Consider the following 23,172-nt stretch of genomic DNA (forward strand, 5'->3'; position numbering starts at 1 on the left):
ATTGAATCTTCTATTCCTATATAATTTCACTCGTAATTTTACTTGTAACACTCGATCTACAAACTAACTTGTAGTTTCGTTGCTAAAAAGGATTTAATCGTACTAATGACCACTGAAGAGATTGTCGAACATTCAAAACCTAAACTTGGAATGTTTGAGTTTGTTGCCTTAACTGCATTTATGACATCGATCGTAGCCTTGAGTATTGATGCTATGTTACCGGCACTCAATCAAATTGGTAGTGATCTGGGTAGTGAAAGCCCTCAGTATACTCATATGATTATCTCTATTTTCTTTTTAGGGATGGCCTTTGGGCAACTCTATTATGGCCCCTATTCTGATACTAAAGGTCGAAGAGCGGCAATTCTGTCAGGTCTGATTGTATTTGCCTTAGGTACGATCATCTGTCTATTTTCGCAATCTATGGAAATGTTGTTACTTGGCAGAGTGATTCAAGCATTTGGTGTTTCTGGTCCTCGAATTGCGAGCATCGCCCTGATTCGCGATCAATTTGAAGGTGAAGCCATGGCCAGAGTGATGTCATTTATCATGATGGTATTTATTTTGGTGCCAATGATTGCGCCTGCGTTTGGTAAAACGATTTTATTTTTTGCCTCTTGGCGGGAAATATTTATTTCATTTTTGGTAATAGGTTTTGCATTGGCAGTGTGGTTTTTCACTCGTCAACCTGAAACCTTACCTAAATCAAAACGCAAACCTTTTACTTTTGCGAGTCTATGGGTATCGAGTAAATTTATTCTGACTCAAAAAGCGGTGATGATGTATACATTATCAATGGGCTGTATCTTTGGTTCGTTTTTAGCCTATTTGAGTGCTTCTCAAACCATCTTTGAAGACTTTTACTCACAAGGTGATATGTTTCCCCTAATATTTGCCGTGCTGGCGTTCTCCATCGGTATAGCGTCGTTTATCAACGGTACTTTAGTAATGACTATGGGAATGCATAAACTTTGCTCCTTAGCCATCAGTGGTACTATTGTGATGTCGACTATTTTCGTGCTTGTGACATTACACTATCAAGGATTACCACCGCTACTGCTTACAGTCGCAATATTGTTTATTAATTTCTTCTTTATTGGTGTTTTGTTTGGCAACCTGAATTCTCTGGCGATGATGCCATTAGGACACATAGCTGGTTTAGGAGCGGCGATAACAGGATCTCTAAGCAGTGCCTTCGCAGTTCCTGTGGCTATGATTATTGGCAGTTTCGTGAAAACCGATATTTTGCCTATATCAATTGGCTTTTTAGTCTTCGGTTTGATTACGATGGTTTGCTTTCGAATTGCTGGAACTGGAGATAAAGAACCGAAAGTGTGCAGTAACACCCGCAAAATAACAAAATAGATAAGACTAAAACTCGTTTAAGTGTTTTCTATTTTGTTATTCAGGAATTGAACGCGGATTACTTAACTAGACGTACAATAGGTGATGGGTTGACGTTCTCTACTATATCTACAACACGAGGATGTCTTACGCCGTTCTTCACTTTATCATAAATCACATTTTTCATTTCTAGCGCTTGGCAAAATTTGTAAAATGTTAGAAAGTCTTTTCGAGAAAAATCGTCATTCTCTCGCGTAAGTTGACTGTCTATGTACATTGACTCACCATTCGCTGTCAATGTAGCTAGTGCAGTATAGGGCTCCCCATACTTTTTTACGCGAAGTGCTCTAACCATTTTCACTTCGAAGATCCAATCGCCCATTTGAGTGAATCTTGATATTGATGAACTCATAGTGCTCTCCACTTAGAACATATTTTTATTATGATACCGCTATTTTCTTACAACAAATGCAAAAAAAAGGCCAATGCTTAAAAGCCCGAAACAAGTTACTTCGGGAAAAGTTTATTTAATATTTTGTTTCTGATCAGAGACTAAAAAGTGTCTTCGAATCACATTATGATTCAACTTAAGGTTACAAATTACGGCTTAGTTTATGTAAATCAATAAATTAAATAATTTTTATTATAATTTTATTACTGTATCGCTTTTGCGACTTTTTATTATTAATTTCTTTAAAATTTCAAAGAAATTCGATCTTTTTGATCAAGGAGTAGAGTTAATACGACTTTTCGTTACTTTTCCAGCCTAATTTCGCAATTTTGCGCAGAAAATACGTTTTTTTTAACTCTTACATACTATCTATAAATATATTCAAAACTTTACGGATAATAATATTCTCAGGTTTTTATAATTGTTTAAATTATCATCATCTAGGCAAAAAAGGGAAAAAAAATTATGAATTTTTTATTCCAGTCGTAATTTTTAGACACCTAGAATTGTAAAAATTAAAATTACGCTTCTATTAAATAGAAAAAGCCCGGTCAAATGACCGGGCAAAAAGGGCTTAGTTTTAAGCACCTAACGACAGAAATTGGTACTGTCTATGACTAAACTTAAGCAACATCTACAATTGCTTTCATGTCAGTCATATATCCACGTAAAGTTTCACCAATGGTTTCCACTCCACTTGAACGAATTGCTTTGTTTGCTTCAACCAATGCCATGTTATCCACACTGTTTGATGCACTGCTCAAACCTTTTCCTACTAACTCAGAAGAGATAGTTGACATAAGTTTTTCACGTAACAAGGGTACTGCTGCGTTAGCGAACAAATAGTTACCGTATTCAGCTGTATCGGAAATAACTACGTTCATTTCATATAAACGCTTACGCGCAATGGTATTTGAAATAAGCGGAGTTTCGTGTAACGACTCATAATAAGCTGATTCAGGTAGTATCCCTGCTTCGACCATGACATCAAAGGCGAGTTCAACACCAGACTTGATCATAGCGACAATTAATATGCCTTTGTCGAAGAAGGTTTGCTCATCAATTTTGCCTGTGTACTCTGGAGCGTTCTCAAAAGCAGTTTGGCCTGTTTCTTCACGCCATTTAAGCAGGTTTGCATCGCCGTTAGCCCAATCTTCCATCATTGTTTTAGAGAATTCACCGCTGATGATGTCATCTTGGTGCTTCTCGAAAAGTGGACGTAGCATTGCAGTTAATTGATTCGATAACTCAAAGGCTTTTAACTTAGCTGGATTGCTTAAGCGATCCATCATGTTAGTCACACCGCCAATCTTAAGGGCTTCAGTAATGGTCTCTAATCCAAATTGGATAAGTGCACCAGCGTAGGCTGGGTCCATACCATCGGCAGTCATTTTTTCGTAAGCTAGAATAGCGGCAGTTTGCTGCATTCCACATAGAATTGTTTGCTCACCCATTAGATCTGATTTAACTTCAGCAACAAAAGATGACTCAAGAACACCGGCGCGATCACCACCTGTTGCAGAGGCTAGTGCTTTAGCGATATCCCAACCTTTATTTTGAGGGTCGTTTTCAGGGTGTACAGCAATTAGTGTTGGTACACCGAAACCTCGTTTGTATTCTTCACGTACTTCAGTACCTGGGCATTTAGGTGCACACATTACCACTGTGATATCAGAGCGGATTTGCTGACCTTCTTCAACAATGTTGAACCCGTGAGAGTAACCCAAAGTAGCGCCATCTTTCATTAACGGCATTACTGCTTCAACTACACTAGAGTGTTGTTTATCAGGCGTTAGGTTATAAACCACATCGGCTTCTGGGATTAATTGCTGATAAGTACCAACTTCAAAACCATTGCTTGTAGCTCTTTGGTAAGAGTCACGCTTTTCGTCAATTGCAGCCTGACGTAGTGCGTAGGAAATATTCAATCCAGAATCACGCATGTTCAAACCTTGGTTTAAACCTTGTGCACCACAACCAACGATAACAATTTTTTGTCCTTTAAGGGCATCGCAACCTGAAGCAAACTCACTTTTTTGCATGAATCTACAACGACCTAATTGGTCTAACTGCTGACGCAGAGATAATGTATTGAAGTAATTTGCCATTGTGTACCTACTGTCTTTTTAACTTGGAAAATTTGAATTCCCGTTATTTATACATGAACGGAAATACCTGTTTAATTTTTTCTATCGAGTCAGTGACGACTTGTGATGGATAGAGTCTACTGCTTACGCTCTGTTGAATAAAATGATATATTCGCAATACAGTATTGCAAAAAATGAAACGTTATGGATTTTCGCTCACTACAGTTGTTCCAACACCTTGCACAAAGCCTACATTTTGGTAAGACCGCCAACGCCCTATTTGTCAGCCCATCCACCTTGAGCAGGGCTATTCAGCGCTTGGAGGAGGAGTGTGGAGCTGAATTGTTTATACGCGATAATCGTAAGGTGAAACTGACCCTTGCAGGGGAGAAAATGCTGGCATTTAGTCAAGAAGTGCTATCAAACTGGAATAGCTTGAAGGCCGATCTGGATATGCTCAACCCCACGCTAACTGGGGAGATTAAGCTATATTGTTCAGTAACGGCCAGCCAGAGTCACTTGCCTACTATCTTAAATGTATTTAGAGACAAACACCCGCAAGTTGAAGTGCAACTGACAACCGGTGACCCTTGGCTATCGGTTTCCAAAGTGGCAAACAAAGAAGTGGATGTGGCCATTGCGATTTTCGCCCCTGACATGCCTAAAGATATTAAGTTTCAACCTATAGATACGATTCCTTTACTATTGATCTCCCCGAAAGATTCGCAAATCACTACCCTTGAACAGGTGGATTGGCGAGATCATAAAGTGGTATTGCCCGAAGGTGGTCCGTCGAAGCGTATTGTTCACCATTGGTTTTCCGAAATGGGCATACGACCCAAAGTTTATGGAACCGTTGGCGGAAATGAAGCCATTGTGAGTATGGTGGGATTGGGGTGTGGTTTAGGAATCGTCCCTCAAGTGGTACTCGATAATTCCATGGCAAGTCGGCGGGTTAACCGCATAAGAATTAACAATATTGAACCCTATCAACTTGGACTTTGCTGTTTGAAATCAAGGCAATCAGAAACCCTAATTGAAGAGTTTTTCAATCAACCAGAATTTCAATAACGCAGTTCGTTAATGATATTGTCCAAGGCTCGATAACCGAGGGCTTCGGCCAAATGTACTCGAGTAATTTGTGGCTCTAAAGACAAGTCCGCGATGGTGCGGGCTACTTTTATCACGCGGTGAAAAGCGCGCATGGACAAACCAAGCTGCTCTACGGCTGACTGCAAAAATTGTCGGTCTGCTGGCGCAAGTGGACAGTGAAACTCCATTTCATTGGCGCTTAACTGGGCATTACTCTTTCCGGCCCGCTGCATTTGCTGTTGTCTTGCCTGAACTACACGAGACTTCACTTCAGCGCTGTTTTCAGTGTTTTGTTGAGCCTTACTGTACATTTCGTCGTTAGCTAATTTAGGTACGTCTACTTGCAAATCGATACGATCTAAAAACGGTCCTGATATTCTATTAATATATTTGAGTACTTGCTCTGATGTACTTCTTCCATCTCGTAAACTGCCCGTTGGGCTTGGATTCATGGCCGCGACAAGCTGGAATGAGGCTGGGTACTTTACCTGTTTAGCTGCCCTAGAAATGGAGACGAAGCCCGACTCAATAGGCTGTCTGAGTACATCTAATACGCGCCGCTCGTATTCCGGTAGTTCATCTAAAAATAGTATGCCGTTATGAGCCAGGCTTATCTCACCAGGTTTAGGATTACTACCTCCACCAACCAAGGCAATAGCTGATGACGTGTGATGCGGTTGACGAAATTTTCGCAGTAGCCATGTCGTTGGGTCAACTTCATGGCCGCTAATTGAATAAACAGTTGCGGTTTCTAAAGCCTGCGGTTGCGACATTTCCGGTAAAATCGTTAATAAACGTTGGGCTAACATAGTTTTACCGGTGCCAGGTGGCCCTACAAATAAAATATTGTGATTGCCTGCTGCAGCAATTTCTAATCCGCGTTTGGCTAACTGTTGGCCTTTGATATCCGCCATATCAAATTCATATTGTTGAACCCGTTTTACAGTATTTGGTTGTTGTAAAGGTTGTTTTTGTTGGCCGCAAAGGTGCAAATAAAGTTGCGCTAACGTATTGAAAGCAAAAACATTGCTGCCTTCGATTAAGCAAGCTTCTGATGCATTTTCAGTTGGCAATATGGCAGTGCGTTTGGCGTTATGACAGGCATAGTTGAAAGGCAATGCGCCAGAGATAGGGCGAATATCTCCGGTCAGCGCTAACTCTCCGGCAAACTCAAAATTTTCTAGCTTTTCAACCGCTATCAAACCACTGGCCGCGATAATACCGATAGCAATGGGGACATCAAATCGCCCACCATCTTTAGGTAAATCGGCAGGGGCTAAATTAATGGTGATGCGTTTAGCGGGAAATTCAAACCCTGAATTAAGTAAAGCGCTTCTTACCCGTTCTTTGGACTCACGTACCGCGGCATCAGCTAAGCCCACTAAGTTAAACGCCGGTAAGCCGTTAGCTAAATGTACTTCGATACTAATTAATGGGGCATCTATACCCACAGATGCCCGAGAATATACAACGGCTAACGACATCAACATTTCCCTATGCAGTGCGTTTAACTTATGTTGTAAAAATAGAAACAATTTTGCAGAACCGCCAGAAACTATGGTCTAGTTTTACCCGTAAATCCTAAATACTGTCCTAGTTCCTCTGATTTAAACCTATCTAAATAAAAGAATTGGCTGTTAAAGAATAATATATACCCTTTGAAAACTTGATTCTGCGGGGGGTTACATGATATTTCTATACAACAGTGACGATCTTATTAATATGAATACCAACTTTTATACAACTATCGAGCAAGTGTTGATTGTGATTATTGACGCGCGGGGGATACCCCAGCGAGGGTAGGTGTATGTATAGATTTGCCAAAACCCTCGCAGTAAAACGCGGGGGTTTTTGTTTTTAAAGGCAGAAACAAAAACATATTTATTTCGTAAAAATGATTTCAATTTAGAGGGTTTTACCATGCCAAAGTTACGTTCATCCACAACCACGCAAGGCCGCAACATGGCTGGAGCCAGAGCTTTGTGGCGTGCCACTGGCATGAAAGATGGCGATTTCCATAAACCCATTATTGCCGTGTCTAACTCTTTTACCCAATTTGTACCAGGGCACGTGCATTTAAAAGATATGGGCCAATTAGTTGCCCGCAGCATCGAAGAAGCGGGCGGTGTAGCCAAAGAATTTAATACAATTGCGGTTGATGATGGTATCGCCATGGGGCATAGCGGGATGTTATACAGCTTGCCTTCACGAGAAATCATTGCTGATTCTGTGGAATATATGGTTAATGCCCATTGTGCCGATGCCATCGTCTGTATTTCAAACTGTGACAAAATCACTCCTGGGATGCTGATGGCGTCTATGCGTTTGAATATTCCTGTTATTTTTGTTTCCGGTGGCCCAATGGAAGCGGGTAAAACCAAACTTTCAGATCAACTTATCAAATTAGATTTGGTTGACGCTATGGTTGCCGGTGTTGATGACAACGTCAGCGATTCTGACAGTGAAGAAGTGGAGCGTTCAGCTTGCCCAACCTGTGGCTCTTGTTCCGGTATGTTCACCGCCAATTCAATGAATTGTTTAACCGAAGCTCTAGGGTTGTCGTTGCCAGGTAATGGTTCTATGTTGGCTACTCACGCTGATCGTGAGGGATTATTCAAACAAGCGGGCAAACAAATCGTTGAGCTTTGTCGTCGTTATTACAAAGAAGATGATGCTTCTGTTTTACCGCGCAATATTGCTAATTTTAAAGCGTTCGAGAATGCCATGAGTTTGGATATCGCCATGGGCGGTTCAACCAATACCATTTTGCACTTATTGGCTGCAGCGGTAGAAGGTGAAATTCCATTTACCCTTGATGACATCGACCGTCTATCTCGTAAAGTTCCCCATTTATGTAAGGTCGCGCCATCTACACCCAAATACCACATGGAAGACGTACACCGTGCTGGTGGGGTATTAGGGATTTTAGCTGAAATTAATCGTGCTGGTTTATTACATGCCGATTGTCCCCACGTGTTGGGTAAATCCATTGGTGAAGTTATCGCTGATTGGGACATTACTAACCCTGCTAATCAAAAAGCCATCGAGTTTTACAAAGCCGGTCCTGCTGGGATCCGCACTACCAAAGCCTTTAGCCAAGATTGTCGCTGGCCTACAGCGGATACTGACCGCGCAGACGGTTGTATTCGCAGTTTCGACCACGCATTCAGTGAAGAAGGTGGTTTAGCGGTACTCTTTGGTAATATTGCTGAAGATGGCTGTATTGTAAAAACCGCTGGGGTAGATGAGTCAATTCATAAATTTACCGGTCGCGCCCGTATTTTCGAAAGCCAAGATGAAGCCGTTGCTGCTATTTTAGGTGACGAGATTGTTGCAGGTGATGTGGTCATTATTCGCTACGAAGGTCCAAAAGGTGGTCCAGGTATGCAAGAAATGTTGTACCCAACCACTTATCTAAAAGCCAAAGGTTTAGGTAAAGAATGTGCCTTGATCACTGACGGCAGATTTTCAGGTGGTACTTCTGGTCTGTCTATTGGTCACTGTGCGCCAGAAGCGGCGAGCGGCGGCGGTATTGGTTTAGTGGAAGAAGGTGACACTATCTTGATCGACATTCCGGGTCGTAAGATTGGTATTGATATCAGTGACGCTGACTTACAAGCTCGTCGTGACAATATGAATAATAGTGCTAGACCTTGGAAACCTGCTACCCGTCAACGTAAAGTTTCTTTAGCCTTAAAAGCCTACGCATTATTAGCCACAAGTGCTGATAAAGGCGGAGTACGTGATGCTTCGAAATTGGAAGATTAAATGAGTTTATCTGCTAATGAGTATTTAAAACGTATTCTACTGTCACCGGTTTATGATGTGGCAGTAAATAGCGAGCTCAATCGGTTAACCAGTTTATCTAACGCTTTAGGTAATGAGATTTATTTGAAGCGTGAAGATCAACAACCGGTGAAGTCGTTTAAGCTGCGCGGTGCTTACAATAAGTTGGCCTGTTTAACTGAACAACAATTGCAGGCCGGTGTGGTAGCTGCATCAGCAGGAAACCATGCTCAAGGTGTGGCGTATTCGGCTAAGATTAAAAAAATACAAGCTACCATCGTCATGCCAGAAACCACCCCTGATATTAAAGTGGATGCGGTGCGACGCTTTGGCGGTGAGTATGCCCACGTAGTGTTGCATGGCACCAGCTTCGACGAAGCAAAAGCGGAAGCTTTACGTTTGTCTGAAGTTAACGGCTACACAATGGTTGCGCCGTTTGATGATGAAGATGTCATTGTCGGGCAAGGCACCATTGGCCGTGAATTACTTGAGCAACTGCCGGATTTAGACATCCTGTTTATCGCGGTCGGCGGTGGCGGATTGGCTGCGGGTATTAGTGTTTACCTTAAGCAATTACGTCCTGATTTGAAAATCATTGCCGTTGAATCCGATGAATCTGCATGTTTACAGGCAGCATTACAAGCCGGTGAACCCGTGCCCCTTTCGTCGGTGGGAATATTTGCTGACGGCGTGGCGGTTAAGACCATTGGTACTGAGCCATTCCGCTTATGTCAGCAATACGTAGATGATGTCATCACCGTTAACACAGATGAAATTTGTGCGGCAATCAAAGATATTTTTGATGATACTCGAGTCATAGCTGAACCTGCTGGTGCATTGTCGGTGGCGGGTATTCGAAAGTATCTTTCAGAACATAATGTGTCCGGTAAAAAAATTGGTGGCATCTTATGTGGTGCAAATATCAATTTTCATACTTTGCGCTATGTGTCTGAGCGATGTGAACTGGGTGAGCAAAAAGAAGCGGTTTTTGCGGTTAAAATTCCTGAACAAAAAGGTGAATTTAAACGCTTCTGTGAATTGTTAGGTGGCAGAACTATAACCGAGTTTAACTACCGTTATTCTAGTGATGGTGAGGCCCATATCTTTGTTGGTATTAAATTACGTTTTGGACGTGAAGAGTATCATCAATTGGAAAAGTTGCTCACCGATAGCGGTTATCAGTGTTTTGATTTGTCTGAAAATGAAATGGCTAAGCTGCACGTACGATACATGGTTGGTGGTCGTCCGCCGACGTTACTCAATGAACAGATTTTTTCGTTCGAGTTCCCTGAGTATCCAGGCGCTTTGATGAAGTTCTTGAATACCCTTGGAGAGTCTTGGAATATTACCTTATTCCATTATCGTAATCATGGTGCCGCTGAAGGTTTAGTGCTTGCGGGATTTGATTTACCGGACCAAGCTAGAGTCGATTTTGATCAGCATTTGGATAAGCTTGGCTACCAATATGATGAACAAACAACGAACCCTGCTTATCAGTTCTTTTTATCTGATTTAGCAAAGTAATTGTCAAAAAATGCAAAAGGCTCCGATTAAGGAGCCTTTTTTATGTCTGAAAGTTAGCTTTGCAGTGCGTAAAGCTTTTCTAAACGCTGGGCTATTTCAGGTGCTATTAATGCGATGATATCTTGGCGCAAAGTTTCACTGGTTTCAGAATGTTGTAATTGGCCATCTTCACTATCTGCTAGAAGCTGATTTTCCCTTAGGGCATTCACAAAAGTTGCCAATACATTTTTATCGAAAAATTCTGGTGAACTAATGCCGTGCAATGCAGACAATCGTTCAGCAAATTTTGCACTTGTTCGCTCTAATGCTGAGCGAGTCATTTTCTTTTCTTTTGCTAACAAAGATAACACTAATGCATAACGTTGTAGTGTTTCCTGAACACAGCGGTTTAATAACCACAATGAATAGAATGATTCTGCTGTGGAGTGAGCAGGGGCTAGTTTATCTTCTGCGGTCACTATCATGCCCATCTCTAACATGCTTTCAATTAAGCCTTCCACATATTCTTTTGCTTGTTCGCTAGACATGTAAAGGAACCACTCTCGCTGCAACATCGGGTAGAGGCGCATAATAAGATCAAGTAATTTAGATTTCTCCAACCCATTGTGAGCAAACACGATGGCGGCGATTAATCCCGGAATGGCGAACAAGTGCAAAATATTATTGCGATAGTAAGTTAATGTGACAGCGTTACGTTGCTCTAACGAGATAATCTTGCCGAAGCTATCTTCAGAGACGTTCATTTTCCCCAGTTTCAGGGTTTGTTCTACAATTTCATGCCCGCTTTTGTCAGGCAAGCTCACCAACTCACTGTAAGGTGATAATTTTAGCAAGTGAATATAGTCATCCACTGCCTGCTCTAGTTCCAATTGGCCCATTGCGTTTTTCTTAGCTGAAAGTAAACACAATGCACAAAGTGACATACCGCTTATGGCCGCTGTCTGATTAATTCGCACCATAACCTGATTAGCAAGGATATTTACGGTTGGGGTTAGCCAGCTTGGTTTTTTATCAACCTCACTGTTTTGTGCCTCGCGCCAACTCGGTACCTGCTCATCAAGGAAATTATTAAGCTGAATAGGTTCACCAAAATTGAGAAAGCCGTGGCCGTAGTTTTTCAACTTTCTAACCACAGAAAATAACCCGAATACGGATTCTTTTTTCTTAGTATTGCCTTTTAATTCGCTAAGGTAGCTACCCACTTCCATCACATGCTCATAACCAATGTAAACCGGTACTATGCTGACTGGACGATTAACTCCTTTGATCATCGCCTGTAAGGTCATTGCTAGCATCCCGGTTTTTGGTGGTAACAGTCTTCCGGTTCGGCTACGTCCGCCCTCAGCATAATATTTAACCGAATAGCCTTTGTTAAACAATAATTCTAAATATTCGCGGAACACACTTGTGTAGAGTTTATTACCGGCAAAACTACGACGTAGGAAAAATGCACCGCCGCGTCGAAAAATACCGCCAACGGGCCAAAAGTTTAAATTGATCCCCGCCGCAATGTGAGGGGTAACTAGACCTTGATGGTAAATGGCGTAAGTTAATAGCAGGTAGTCCATATGGCTGCGATGACAAGGAACATAGATGATCTCATGACCATTTTGGGCTAGTTTCCTGACTTTATCGGCATGACCAACTTCGATTCCATCATAGATTTTATTCCAGATCCGAGTTAAAACACGGTCGCCGAATCGAATTAAACCCTCACGATAATCCGCTGCAATTTCATTTATATAAGATTTAGCATTTGCCTTAGCTTTAGATAGAGGGATTTTCTTTTGTCTAGATTCTTCGTTAATGGCATTAATAACCGTCACAGAACCCAAAATTGAATTATACAACTCTTGCTTTTCTAACAGCATAGGGCCGTTAAAAGCTTGTCTTTTTCGATGGAAATGGGTGCCGGCTAAACGAATCAATTTGTGCGCGATTTCGGCTTCGGTACCAGGCAACTTAGTCATATCTCGAGACGATACAGCTTTACTATAAGAGACAAAATTATCTCGGCCTAAAAACAATACGATAAAGAACTTTCGTAACCAACTGGGCGAGGCTTTATCTGCTAATAGATCAGCTAATCCATTGGATTTTCGGCCAGGTGCACGCCCCCAAAAAACCGTCACCGGAACAATTTGCAAATCAAGATCGGCGTTATCTTTGTGAAGCTGAAATAAATGGGTTAAGTCAGCGGCAATTTTAGTGCCTTTAATGGTTCTGCCAATGACAGATTGTGGCTGCTCTATAAAGACACTGGCGCTGTGCTCCTCACCACCGATGATAATTTTTTTAGTCGGATTGGGTAAGTCGACTTTTTTAGTCGACATTTTAAGGGCGAGTTGATCAGTAATCGAGTGAGTTCTAAGCAAATATACAATGGGTTTGCTTTTATCTATTCCTAACTCAGTTTCAATGTCAGTGGGAATACTATTGACTTTGACTAGCCATTTTACGGGAAAAGCAAAAATCGAAAGCAGCAAATTATGCAGCCAATCCATATATAACACCTTGAGGTTTCGAGTTCGTTAAAAGCATAGCATGAAGAGTCGAACTCTATTCATGTTTGCATATTAAAATGCGCAGACCAACGTCTATTAGGTTGTACTAGTATTTTATATTGTTAGCGCATGTAAAGTCACCCTAATTAAATCAATAGGCTTTTGATAATTCATGAGAAAATATAAAACAACCTTTGTTTTCTCTGGGTAACTGTATATACTAACAGTTAAACTGTATAGAAAAACAGGCTGTTTATGCGTCCACTAACACCACGACAAAGCGAAATTCTTGAATTAATAAAAGCCACCATGCTAGCCACGGGTATGCCGCCCACGCGTGCTGAAATTGCACGTCAATTGGGGTTTAAATCGGCTAATGCGGCAGAAGAGCATCTTAAAGCACTGGCACGCAAAGGTGTCATCGAAATTCTCCCTGGTACTTCTAGGGGAATCAAATTGAATGTACCCCTTGAAGATGAATTGGAAGAGGCGGGATTACCTTTAGTTGGGCGAGTGGCTGCTGGCGAGCCAATATTGGCCGAAGAGCATGTTGAGTGTCACTACAAAGTCGATCCTGATTTATTTAAACCCAGTGCTGACTTTTTGCTAAGAGTTAGTGGCATGAGTATGAAAGACATTGGTATCTTAGATGGTGATTTGCTCGCAGTTCATCGCACAACTGATGTTCACAATGGTCAGGTTGTGGTAGCAAGAGTTGACGAAGATGTGACGGTAAAACGTCTAGAAAAGCGTGGTAGAGAAGTGATCCTACATGCTGAAAACGACGAGTTTAATCCTATTAAAGTGGATTTGGCTTCGCAGCCTTTTAATATTGAAGGTATCGCAGTCGGTGTTATTCGTAACGCTGATTGGATGTAAACTTCAGTTTCTGTGACAAAGTTACACTGAAAAGTGACCTACGGGTCACTTTTTTATTATTTTGCATTCAGGATTTTAAAAACCTAAGTTCAAGCTAAGTTTTTGTTAATCCGTTTTATTTGAAAATATTGTTATCCAATCCCTCTTTTTTATCTAGATATAAAATGCTCACCCTTCCTTGCTAGCCCTCACTCTTGGAGGTCATTGTTAAGCATTATCAACTTTAGTTGGTTGCAAAATTCAAGTTATTTCCATTCGTTATAAATCATAACTTTTTCCTCTATTTTGATTGAAAATCAAGCGGTTGTTTAAATTTTTAACAAAAAACACTAGACGTTAGACTTTAGTTGAGTAATTCTTATACTAGTTTTTACAGTTATGTAACATTAAGATCCAAAGTTGTTTACCAGAACTGAGCCATTTGCGGTTATTAACTCTGCTTTGCTCCTTTGGAAAAGGCTTACATCATCAGGAGGTGTTGAGTGAAAAAGATATGGTCCGGCGTATTGGTAATACTGACCAGTCTAATTGCATTTACAGTGTCTGCAGAATCGACTTCGACTGCTGATCAGTATCAATTGAATTTGCGCAAAGGTGCGACTGAAATTAGTGGCCAAGTTTATGATCTGCATATGCTTATGTTTTTCATATGCGTGGTTATTGCAGTTCTAGTATTTGGTGTGATGTTTTGGAGTATGATTTTCCATCGTAAATCTAGAGGCGCACAGCCTGCTAATTTCCATGAAAGTGTGAAAGTAGAAATTGCTTGGACAATCATTCCCTTCATTATTTTAGTTGTGATGGCATTCCCTGCCGCTAAAACACTAATCGCCATGGAAGATCCTGAAAACTCAGAGGTCACTGTGCTGGTTACCGGTTCTCAATGGAAGTGGCATTACAAATACATGGAAAATGATGTTGAATATTATTCTGTGATGGCCACCCAGCAAGAACAAATCAACAACAAATTCGAAAAAGGACATAACTACCTACTGGAAGTTGATCGTCCTCTTGTCATCCCGACTGGCAAAAAAGTGCGATTTTTAGTTACCTCTGATGATGTTATCCACTCTTGGTGGGTGCCTGATTTTGCTGTTAAAAAAGATGCTAACCCAGGGTTTATTAACGAGGCTTGGGCAAACGTCATTGAGCCCGGTGTATATCGTGGTCAATGTGCAGAACTTTGCGGCAAGGATCACGGCTTTATGCCTATCGTTGTGGTTGCCAAGGAACCTGCTGAATACGAAGCTTGGATAAACGCCCAAGAAGAAGTACAGCGTAAAGCCAAGGAAGAAGAACAGAGATTGTTGGCTATGAATATGAGCATGGAAGAGTTGATGAGCAATGGTGAGCAGGTTTATATGCGTGCTTGTGCAGCTTGTCACCAACCAAATGGTCAAGGGTTACCAGGCGTATTTCCAGCTTTAGTGGATAGTGAAATGGTGCTTAATGACATGGCTGCACACATAGATATCGTATTAAACGGAAAAACCGGCACAGCCATGCAAGCTTTTGCAAAACAATTAACCATGAGAGAGCTGGCAGCAGTTATTACTTACGAACGAAATGCTTGGGGTAACGATACCGGCGACATGGTCCAAGCTAAAGATGTTAACGCCGTAATGACAGGTCAATAAGGGGAGCAGTTATGAGCACAGCGACAACCGAACTCGATCATGACGACCACCATCATCATGCTCCTAGTGGCATAAAACGTTGGTTATTTACTACAAATCATAAAGATATAGGTACCCTCTATCTGTGGTTCGCGTTCATCATGTTTTTAACTGGCGGCGCTATGGCCATGGTAATTCGTGCTGAATTATTTCAACCAGGATTGCAAATTGTAGAACCAAATTTCTTTAACCAGATGACCACTGTGCACGGGCTGATCATGGTGTTCGGTGCAGTTATGCCGGCATTTACTGGCTTAGCTAACTGGTTGGTGCCGATGATGATTGGTGCGCCTGATATGGCTTTACCGAGAATGAATAACTGGAGCTTCTGGATACTGCCAATGGCATTTACCATTTTGCTTGCTTCGTTGTTCATGGAAGGTGGTGGTCCCGCATTTGGTTGGACGTTCTACGCACCTCTTTCTACAACTTATAGTAATGACACCACAGCATTGTTTGTTTTTTCTGTGCATATTATGGGGATCTCTTCCATTATGGGAGCGATTAACGTGATTGTGACTATCTTCAATATGCGTGCCCCTGGCATGACTTGGATGAAGATGCCGTTGTTCGTGTGGACTTGGCTAATCACGGCATTCTTGTTAATCGCGGTTATGCCGGTGCTTGCCGGTGCAGTGACCATGGTATTAACTGATAAGTTTTTCGGGACTAGTTTCTTTAATGCCGCAGGTGGCGGTGATCCGGTTATGTTCCAACATATATTTTGGTTCTTCGGGCACCCTGAAGTGTATATTATGATTCTTCCTGCATTTGGTATTATTTCTGCGATCGTGCCGACATTCTCACGGAAAAAACTGTTTGGTTACGCCTCTATGGTTTATGCCACGACGTCTATTGCGTTGTTGTCATTCATTGTTTGGGCACACCACATGTTCACTACTGGGATGCCGGTGGGGGCCGAGCTATTCTTTATGTTTGCCACTATGCTGATATCGGTGCCCACAGGGGTAAAAGTATTTAACTGGGTAGCAACTATGTGGCGGGGTTCTTTATCCTTTGAAGTGCCTATGCTATTCGCTTTGGCGTTTATTGTACTGTTTACCATAGGTGGACTTTCTGGCTTGATGCTGGCGATTACACCAGTGGACTTCCAATATCACGATACTTATTTTGTGGTTGCTCACTTCCACTATGTATTGGTTACTGGGGCAATATTTTCCATTATGGCGGCAGTCTATTATTGGTTGCCTAAATGGACAGGCAAAATGTTCGACGTAACCTTAGCTAAGTGGCATTTTTGGTGTTCACTGATTTCCGTTAATGTGCTGTTTTTCCCAATGCACTTTGTAGGTTTAGCTGGCATGCCACGACGTATTCCTGATTACGCCTTACAATTTGCCGATTTTAATAAATGGATCAGCTTAGGTGGGTTTGCTTTTGGATTATCACAATTGATATTCCTAGCGTTGCTTATCAAAGCGTGTCGTAAACAGGGTGAACCAGTATCTGCGCAAGTTTGGGAAGGTGCTGAAGGCTTGGAGTGGGAAATCCCATCACCAGCTCCTTATCATACCTTCGATACGCCTCCAGTGATTAAGTAAGTGTGATTTGTCATGACTGAACGTTCAAGCAATAGCCAATCTAACAACAGCAAACTGGTTTTAAAACTGGTGGGTGTTGTGATTGGCATGTTTGGCTTCGCATTTGCGTTGGTTCCCCTATACGAAGTGTTTTGCCAAGTTACCGGAATTAACGGCAAGACCAGTGATACGGCAGCAGTATATGAGTCGATAGAGGTGGATCACTCTCGTACTATCACCATAGAGTTTATTACTCGCACAAATACGGGAATGCCTTGGGAATTCAAGGCACAAACTCGAAAAGTCGAGGTGTACCCAGGTGAGATGAACCAAGTGGACTTTTACGTTAAAAACACCACCCACAAAGACTATGTTGCCCAAGCTGTTCCCTCTGTTTCACCGGGCACGGCCGCATTGTATATGAATAAAACTGAATGCTTTTGCTTTAACAATCAACCTTTAGGTGCGGGTGAAGAAGCAATAATGCCAATGAAGTTCTATGTTGACCCGCAGTTACCAAAAGATATTAAGTTTTTCACCCTTCAGTATACCTTGTATGACGTGACGGCAAGTGCCGAAGGCGTTGCAATGAATCAAGGATAAAAGGAATCAAAATGGCACAACAACAAGCTTACGAAAAATATTATGTTCCAGACCAAAGCCCCTGGCCAATTGTTGGTGCGGTAGCTTTATTTCTAATTGCATTTGGTGCAGGCAACTTTGTGGTTGAACAAACCAAAGGTGAAAGTGGATACGGTGGCTGGACCTTACTTGCAGGCATAGTCACCTTATTGGTTATGTTAGTTGGTTGGTTCAGAAATCAGATCCACGAATCTATGGCTGGCAAATATAGTGCTCAATTAGGACGCTCATACCGACAAGGAATGGCGTGGTTTATATTCTCGGAAGTTATGTTCTTTGCTGCATTCTTTGGCGCATTATTTTATGCGCGAGTAATTGCTATGCCTTGGCTAGATGGGGCGGGTAATAATGCCATGACCGCAGAAGTGCTTTGGCCCAATTTTGAGGCGATATGGCCATTAACTAAAACCCCTGGTGGCGTTGAAACAACGGCTATGGGCTGGATGGGTTTACCCTTATACAATACTATTATTTTATTGATTTCTTCAGTGACGTGTCACTTTGCACATGTAGCATTGGAGAAACAGCAGCGTGGTAAATTGATTGCCTTTTTAGGTGTAACTATTCTATTAGGATGTTTCTTTTTAACTCTTCAAGTAGAAGAGTATGTGCATGCCTATCGTGAAATGAATTTAACCTTACAATCAGGTGTCTACGGCAATACATTCTTCCTACTAACAGGCTTCCATGGAATGCATGTTACCTTGGGAACAATTATTTTGATCGTATTGTTTTTTAGGGTACTCAAAGGTCATTTTACACCTGACAATCATTTCGCTTTTCAAGCGGGAAGTTGGTATTGGCACTTTGTTGATGTAGTGTGGGTAATGTTATTTTTCTTTGTTTACATTTTGTAGGTAGTCGTTATCGTTTTTGCGTCCCTTAATAGGGACGTGGATTCGGTGTAATTAATCCCGTTGCTACAGCCAATAATAACAAAATAACAATTATTGCAGAGGTCATCACCCGGCGGCCAATAAATTTACTCATAGGAGGCTGGTTAGGGTCGTTTTTTAACATTATTATCATGGCGCGAAAAAGATTGTAGAGCATAAAAAGCAATAAGCCGCCGACTAATAGTTTAACTAACAAATCGATCACTCCTCAATATATGGTCACTACAACGAATAATTCTAAACACCCTTACTTTGCCACACTTTTAGTGCTGTTGGCAGTGATAATCTTATGTTCTTTGGGTGTATGGCAATTGCAGCGTGGGCAGGTTAAAGCACAACGCATTCAACAAATTGAATTGAGACAGGCAACTAACCCGCTAAATATTGAGGATATTTTAGCACGTCAAGATAAGCGAGATTTGCCCTTAGAATTTAAAGGTCGAATGTTAGTGAATAAGGTTTTTCTTCTCGATAATCGCATAGAAAATGGACAAGTAGGGTTTCATGTTCTCGTCCCTGTTCGTACCGAATTTGGCATCGTTATCACTAATTTAGGCTGGGTCAAAGCCGGGCAGTATCGGAATGAATTGCCCAAGTTTGATTTGCCGAGTTATGAGCAAACTTTGTTCGGCACGAGTTGGGTTCCAACCGTTAACCCAATGGTGACAGAAACAGCACAATTTACCGATGATTGGCCAGTACTGTTACAGAGTATCGACTTAACCTTGATATCGAAGTTTATGGGAGCGGATGTTTTACCCATTGTTTTGCAATTAGATCCGTCCTTTCCCATTGGTTTTTCTCGCAATTGGGTGCCCGTCGTCATGGCTCCCGAAAAACATTATGGTTACGCAATTCAGTGGTTTGCATTAGCAATTGCATGTTTTGTTATTTATGTCATCGCTTTACGAAAAAGGAAAGTGCTTAAAGATGTCTGAAGTTGTTAGCAACAAAAAGTCGAAAACCCCCATTATCATGTTCATTGTGTTTGTTCTGCCGGTAGTCCTGGCATACTTAGCGCTGACCTTTGATTGGTTTAACAAAGGGTCAACAAACAAAGGCGAATTGCTTGCTACGCCTCTAGATATGAGTTCATTAGTTGCACAGAGAGAACCACTATGGCGATTGCTATTTGTGATGCCCCAAGAGTGCGCCGATGAATGTGAAAATGCCCTTTATAGTATCAATCAGATATGGGTTGCTTTGGGTAAGGAATCTGACCGAGTTGAACCTTTAGTTTTAGCTCATCAAAAAAGCCATATTATGGATTCAACTGATACTCAGCGCTACCCTAATATTAAAGTGTTAAAAGTTGATGAGAGAAATGTAAATAATTTGTTTAAAGATGAGTCCGCAGATGGTATTTTCATTGCTGATACATTAGGAAATGTCATATTAAAGTATCCGGTTAAACAACAGCAAGACGACGCGATTCAACAGAGCCGCGACATTTTGGCCGATTTACGAAAACTGTTAAAACTGTCTCGCATTGGTTAAGGAACGGTAGCAATGAGAAAATTAGTGCTGGCTTCAGTAGTGCTAGCAATAGTCGTCATCGTATTGGGGGCTTACACCCGTTTAACTGATGCTGGGTTAGGTTGCCCTGATTGGCCGGGCTGTTACGGTCATTTGAGTGTACCGGCTAGTGAATCTCATATTAATGCGGCTCAAGATGCATTTCCTGAACGTACGTTTGAAGCGCACAAAGCTTGGAATGAAATGATTCATCGTTACGCCGCAGGTACTTTGGGCTTGTTCATTCTACTTATTTTTGCAATAAGTTTGGTTAAACGTTCGTATCATAGCCCCGTTAAGTTACCGTTTTTCTTACTCTGTTTAGTTTGTTTTCAGGCCGCTTTGGGGATGTGGACAGTAACCCTTAATTTAATGCCATTGATTGTTATGGGGCATTTACTTGGGGGTTTTGCAGTGCTTTCATGTCTGTATTTATTATATTTACGACTGACACCTTACCGAATACCCGGTGGTGACTCTGAGATGAAAGGTTTTGCTAAATACTGCGCTTTCGGGATTCTGATTTTAGTCGGCCAAATAGCCCTTGGTGGCTGGACTTCAGCAAACTACGCTGCCTTAGCTTGCACCGAATTTCCTTTCTGTGAAAGTGATTGGGTAAGTCGTTTAGATTATGCCGGGGCCTACAGTATTCCCCATGCAGAAAATTATGAATTTGGGGTCCATGATTGGGCTGAAAGAATGACAATGCATGTCACTCACCGATTCGGTGCCATAGTGACATTTATATATTTATGCTGGTTAGCAATTCGCTTGTACAGCGCAGCGGCCTCTCAATTAATTAAGAGCTTATCTATCAGTTTAGTATTGATTTTAGGGCTACAAGTTATGCTTGGGGTGAGCAATGTCGTATTCAGCTTACCTTTGTCGGTAGCTGTTTTGCACAATGCTGTAGCAGCATGCTTGCTGTTGGTTATGGTGAAACTCTGTTACACCCTTTACAGAAAGACTTAGGAGACTAATGTGAATAAAACGCTTCAGGCAAATTACGCAAAATCACCTTCACAAGTCGCTAGTTGGCGTGATTACTACGAGTTAACTAAGCCCAAAGTGGTGATGTTATTACTTCTGACCGCGTTAGTTGGGATGTGTTTAGCTACCGAAACTTGGGTGAGTTGGCAGGTGCTAATTGCTGGCCTAGGGGGAATTGGATTATTGTCGTCTTCTGCTGCAGTGATCAACCATGTGGTAGACCGAAACATCGATGGCAAAATGGCAAGGACCTTTAACCGTCCAGTGACCAAAGGCAAAATTAGCCCGTTGCGAGCGACCATCTTTGCGTTCGTGCTGGGCGTTGCTGGTTTTATTTGTCTTGAGTTGTGGGTTAACCGATTAACAGCGCTGTTGACCTTGGCCAGTTTGGTAGGATATGCCGTGGTTTATACCATGTTTCTCAAACGTGCTACTCCACAAAATATTGTTATTGGGGGTTTAGCTGGCGCTGCTCCCCCTTTGTTAGGATGGACTGCCGTCACTGGCGAGATTCATTCCCATGCTCTGCTTTTAGTGCTTATTGTCTTCACTTGGACACCACCCCATTTTTGGGCTTTAGCCATCCATAGAGTGAAAGACTATGCAAAAGCTGAAATTCCTATGTTACCGGTAACCCACGGAGTGGAATTCACCAAAACCTCAGTTTTAATGTATACCTTGTTACTTACTATAGTCTGCTTATTACCTTATTTAACCGGTATGTCTGGGGTTATATATTTATTGGGGTCTGGTTTGTTAAATGTCGGTTTCATGTATTACGCATGGAAATTAAAATATGCGGCTACTGAAAATACGGCGATGAAAACCTTCGGTTTTTCAATCGTTCACTTGATGGTACTCTTTGTTGTATTACTCGTTGACCATTATTTAAAATTCACCTTATGAAACAAAACTTACTAATTGGTATCGTTGCCGTTGTGGCTTTAGCCGCTGGTCTGTATTTTTCTATAGTGATAGCGCCTCCTGAAGTGGAAGAGGTGAAATATCTGCAAAAATACCCAGCAGCGCGGGGATTACCCGAATTTGAACTCTATGATCAAAATGGAGATAAATTTACCAATCAACAACTCAATGGTCATTGGACCTTAGCATTTGTGGGTTATACGTTTTGCCCAGATATTTGCCCTACTACTTTGGCTGAACTCAAAGGTATTTATCCCCAATTAGAAGCCATTGATACTGATAATCCGATTAAAATTTGGTTCTTATCTGTTGATCCAAAACGAGACTCTGCTGCCCGTTTAAAAGAATATGTGAATTTCTTTAATCCGGATTTTTGGGCTACATCTGGTGAACATAAACAACTATTTCCTTTAGTTAGGTCAATGGGCATGATGTACGCCATGAGTGATAATACCGATGATCCTAATTATTTGGTGGATCATAGTGCTTCAATTACGGTGATTAATCCCAAAGGTGAAGTTGTTGGGCGTTTTAAACCAAAACTCGAGCCAGGTTCTATTCCCGTAAGTGAGGGGGCACAAATATTAGAAGATATGCCCATCGTCGTTACCATGTAATTTCAATTCGATGCTAATTACTCAGGCTAAAGCGAGCCACTGCCAATCTCTCGCCAAGTTACTTTTTTCCTCTGGGCCGGATAACTTAATCAGTTTACTCACCGGCCACCAAAGCCCTTTAACACTTCCACAAAAACAAAAAATCTGCATAGAGTTTTTAGAAACGGCTTTGCAACTTGCTGAAGGACAGTTTGGTTATTTGAACCAACAGGTTGCAATTAAAAATGGTGCTGTCTGTGGATGCGTTAGTTACTGGCAGGCTCCAATCTCAGATTTGTTTAAACAACAGACCTTAGCTAGTTTGGTCACTCATTTTGGTATTACAGAAACCGCCGCCATTCTAAATAACAGTGAAGCTCTGTCGACATTGGTAAGAGCCCCATCTGCAAATGAGTTGAGTATCGGACATTTGGCGGTAGAACCCATAAACCGAAGGCAAGGAGTGGCGACTTGTCTGTTAGACTATTGTTCAGAAGCCGCCATAAAATTAGGCAAATCAACACTGGTTTTAGATGTAATGGAAGATAATCAATCCGCGATTCAAACTTATCTGAATTTTGGGTTTGTACAAAAATCTAAATCCCAACCCAGTGAAAAAGGAAAAAAAATAGGCTTTTTACCCCACATTCATATGCAAAAAAGTTTAGTGTAGGGTTAGGAAACGTTGTTTCAATCTTTCAAAAACCATTTTAGAGGTAGATCTG

The 23,172-nt window shown here is 41.6% G+C and carries 20 protein-coding genes; 15 read left to right on the plus strand and 5 right to left on the minus strand.

Annotated elements, in window-relative coordinates:
* Window positions 1-105 precede the first annotated feature (105 nt).
* Window positions 106-1,365 carry a multidrug effflux MFS transporter gene (locus ABJV04_RS12260; RefSeq protein WP_348491808.1) on the plus strand — a complete coding sequence of 420 codons (1,260 nt, stop codon included), beginning with the start codon at window positions 106-108 and terminating at the stop codon, window positions 1,363-1,365.
* A gap of 58 nt (window positions 1,366-1,423) precedes the next feature.
* Here ABJV04_RS12260 and ABJV04_RS12265 read toward each other — a convergent pair whose 3' ends face one another.
* Complete coding sequence (locus ABJV04_RS12265) at window positions 1,424-1,756, minus strand: hypothetical protein (RefSeq protein ID WP_303474703.1); 333 nt, start codon at window positions 1,754-1,756, stop codon at window positions 1,424-1,426.
* 662 nt (window positions 1,757-2,418) lie between these two features.
* Window positions 2,419-3,903, minus strand: a complete 1,485-nt coding sequence (ilvC, locus tag ABJV04_RS12270) for a ketol-acid reductoisomerase (RefSeq protein ID WP_348491810.1) — start codon at window positions 3,901-3,903, stop codon at window positions 2,419-2,421.
* A 183-nt stretch (window positions 3,904-4,086) separates the two neighbouring features.
* Here ilvC and ilvY point away from each other — a divergent pair, with 183 nt between their 5' ends.
* On the plus strand, window positions 4,087-4,953 hold the full coding sequence (gene ilvY, locus ABJV04_RS12275; protein ID WP_348491811.1) for an HTH-type transcriptional activator IlvY: 867 nt from the start codon (window positions 4,087-4,089) through the stop codon (window positions 4,951-4,953).
* On the opposite strand, the gene ABJV04_RS12280 is transcribed toward ilvY, so the two are convergent.
* Entirely contained in the window at window positions 4,947-6,458 is a 1,512-nt protein-coding gene (locus ABJV04_RS12280) for a YifB family Mg chelatase-like AAA ATPase (RefSeq protein WP_348491812.1), read from the minus strand. The two genes, ilvY and ABJV04_RS12280, sit on opposite strands and share 7 nt — an antisense overlap.
* A 436-nt stretch (window positions 6,459-6,894) precedes the next feature.
* On the opposite strand from ABJV04_RS12280, the gene ilvD reads away from it, so the two are divergent.
* Together ilvD and ilvA are read left to right on the plus strand one after the other, a co-directional pair.
* Complete coding sequence (gene ilvD / locus ABJV04_RS12285) at window positions 6,895-8,742, plus strand: dihydroxy-acid dehydratase (protein ID WP_348491813.1); 1,848 nt, start codon at window positions 6,895-6,897, stop codon at window positions 8,740-8,742.
* The gene (ilvA, locus tag ABJV04_RS12290; protein WP_348491814.1) at window positions 8,743-10,284 is read left to right on the plus strand and encodes a threonine ammonia-lyase, biosynthetic; all 1,542 of its coding nucleotides are present in this window, start codon (window positions 8,743-8,745) and stop codon (window positions 10,282-10,284) included.
* A 53-nt stretch (window positions 10,285-10,337) separates the two neighbouring features.
* On the opposite strand, the gene plsB is transcribed toward ilvA, so the two are convergent.
* The gene (gene plsB / locus ABJV04_RS12295) at window positions 10,338-12,788 is read right to left on the minus strand and encodes a glycerol-3-phosphate 1-O-acyltransferase PlsB (RefSeq protein ID WP_348491815.1); all 2,451 of its coding nucleotides are present in this window, start codon (window positions 12,786-12,788) and stop codon (window positions 10,338-10,340) included.
* A 255-nt stretch (window positions 12,789-13,043) separates the two neighbouring features.
* Here plsB and lexA point away from each other — a divergent pair, with 255 nt between their 5' ends.
* The 5 genes from lexA (at window position 13,044) to ABJV04_RS12320 (ending at window position 18,383) form a co-directional block, all read left to right on the plus strand.
* Window positions 13,044-13,667, plus strand: a complete 624-nt coding sequence (lexA, locus tag ABJV04_RS12300; RefSeq protein ID WP_348491816.1) for a transcriptional repressor LexA — start codon at window positions 13,044-13,046, stop codon at window positions 13,665-13,667.
* Between the two features lie 491 nt (window positions 13,668-14,158).
* Complete coding sequence (coxB, locus tag ABJV04_RS12305; RefSeq protein WP_348491992.1) at window positions 14,159-15,304, plus strand: cytochrome c oxidase subunit II; 1,146 nt, start codon at window positions 14,159-14,161, stop codon at window positions 15,302-15,304.
* An 11-nt stretch (window positions 15,305-15,315) separates the two neighbouring features.
* Window positions 15,316-16,905, plus strand: coding sequence for a cytochrome c oxidase subunit I (gene ctaD, locus ABJV04_RS12310; protein WP_348491817.1), 1,590 nt, complete (start codon window positions 15,316-15,318; stop codon window positions 16,903-16,905).
* A 12-nt stretch (window positions 16,906-16,917) separates the two neighbouring features.
* A complete protein-coding gene (locus tag ABJV04_RS12315; protein ID WP_348491818.1) occupies window positions 16,918-17,487 on the plus strand; it encodes a cytochrome c oxidase assembly protein in 570 nt (189 codons plus the stop codon).
* A gap of 11 nt (window positions 17,488-17,498) precedes the next feature.
* Complete coding sequence (locus ABJV04_RS12320; protein ID WP_348491819.1) at window positions 17,499-18,383, plus strand: cytochrome c oxidase subunit 3; 885 nt, start codon at window positions 17,499-17,501, stop codon at window positions 18,381-18,383.
* A 25-nt stretch (window positions 18,384-18,408) separates the two neighbouring features.
* Here the strand turns inward: ABJV04_RS12320 and ABJV04_RS12325 are convergent, their stop codons facing one another.
* Window positions 18,409-18,618, minus strand: coding sequence for a DUF2909 domain-containing protein (locus ABJV04_RS12325; protein WP_303474714.1), 210 nt, complete (start codon window positions 18,616-18,618; stop codon window positions 18,409-18,411).
* Window positions 18,619-18,700: 82 nt separating this feature from the next.
* Between ABJV04_RS12325 and ABJV04_RS12330 the strand changes: the two genes are divergently transcribed.
* Genes ABJV04_RS12330 through ABJV04_RS12355 form a run of 6 tightly spaced genes read left to right on the plus strand, consistent with a single transcriptional unit; the run spans window position 18,701 to window position 23,120 of the window.
* The gene (locus tag ABJV04_RS12330; RefSeq protein ID WP_348491820.1) at window positions 18,701-19,360 is read left to right on the plus strand and encodes an SURF1 family protein; all 660 of its coding nucleotides are present in this window, start codon (window positions 18,701-18,703) and stop codon (window positions 19,358-19,360) included.
* Entirely contained in the window at window positions 19,353-19,919 is a 567-nt protein-coding gene (locus ABJV04_RS12335; RefSeq protein WP_348491821.1) for a hypothetical protein, read from the plus strand. The genes ABJV04_RS12330 and ABJV04_RS12335 overlap by 8 nt, the downstream gene beginning before the upstream one ends.
* 12 nt (window positions 19,920-19,931) lie before the next feature.
* On the plus strand, window positions 19,932-20,909 hold the full coding sequence (locus ABJV04_RS12340; RefSeq protein WP_348491822.1) for a COX15/CtaA family protein: 978 nt from the start codon (window positions 19,932-19,934) through the stop codon (window positions 20,907-20,909).
* Between the two features lie 9 nt (window positions 20,910-20,918).
* The gene (cyoE, locus tag ABJV04_RS12345) at window positions 20,919-21,833 is read left to right on the plus strand and encodes a heme o synthase (protein WP_348491823.1); all 915 of its coding nucleotides are present in this window, start codon (window positions 20,919-20,921) and stop codon (window positions 21,831-21,833) included.
* Window positions 21,830-22,468: an SCO family protein gene (locus ABJV04_RS12350; RefSeq protein ID WP_348491824.1), complete on the plus strand. Its 639-nt coding sequence runs from the start codon at window positions 21,830-21,832 to the stop codon at window positions 22,466-22,468. The genes cyoE and ABJV04_RS12350 overlap by 4 nt, the downstream gene beginning before the upstream one ends.
* A gap of 10 nt (window positions 22,469-22,478) precedes the next feature.
* The gene (locus ABJV04_RS12355) at window positions 22,479-23,120 is read left to right on the plus strand and encodes a GNAT family N-acetyltransferase (protein WP_348491825.1); all 642 of its coding nucleotides are present in this window, start codon (window positions 22,479-22,481) and stop codon (window positions 23,118-23,120) included.
* Window positions 23,121-23,172 lie beyond the last annotated feature (52 nt).

The organism is Aliiglaciecola sp. (assembly GCF_039982535.1).
Lineage (GTDB): Bacteria > Pseudomonadota > Gammaproteobacteria > Enterobacterales > Alteromonadaceae > Aliiglaciecola.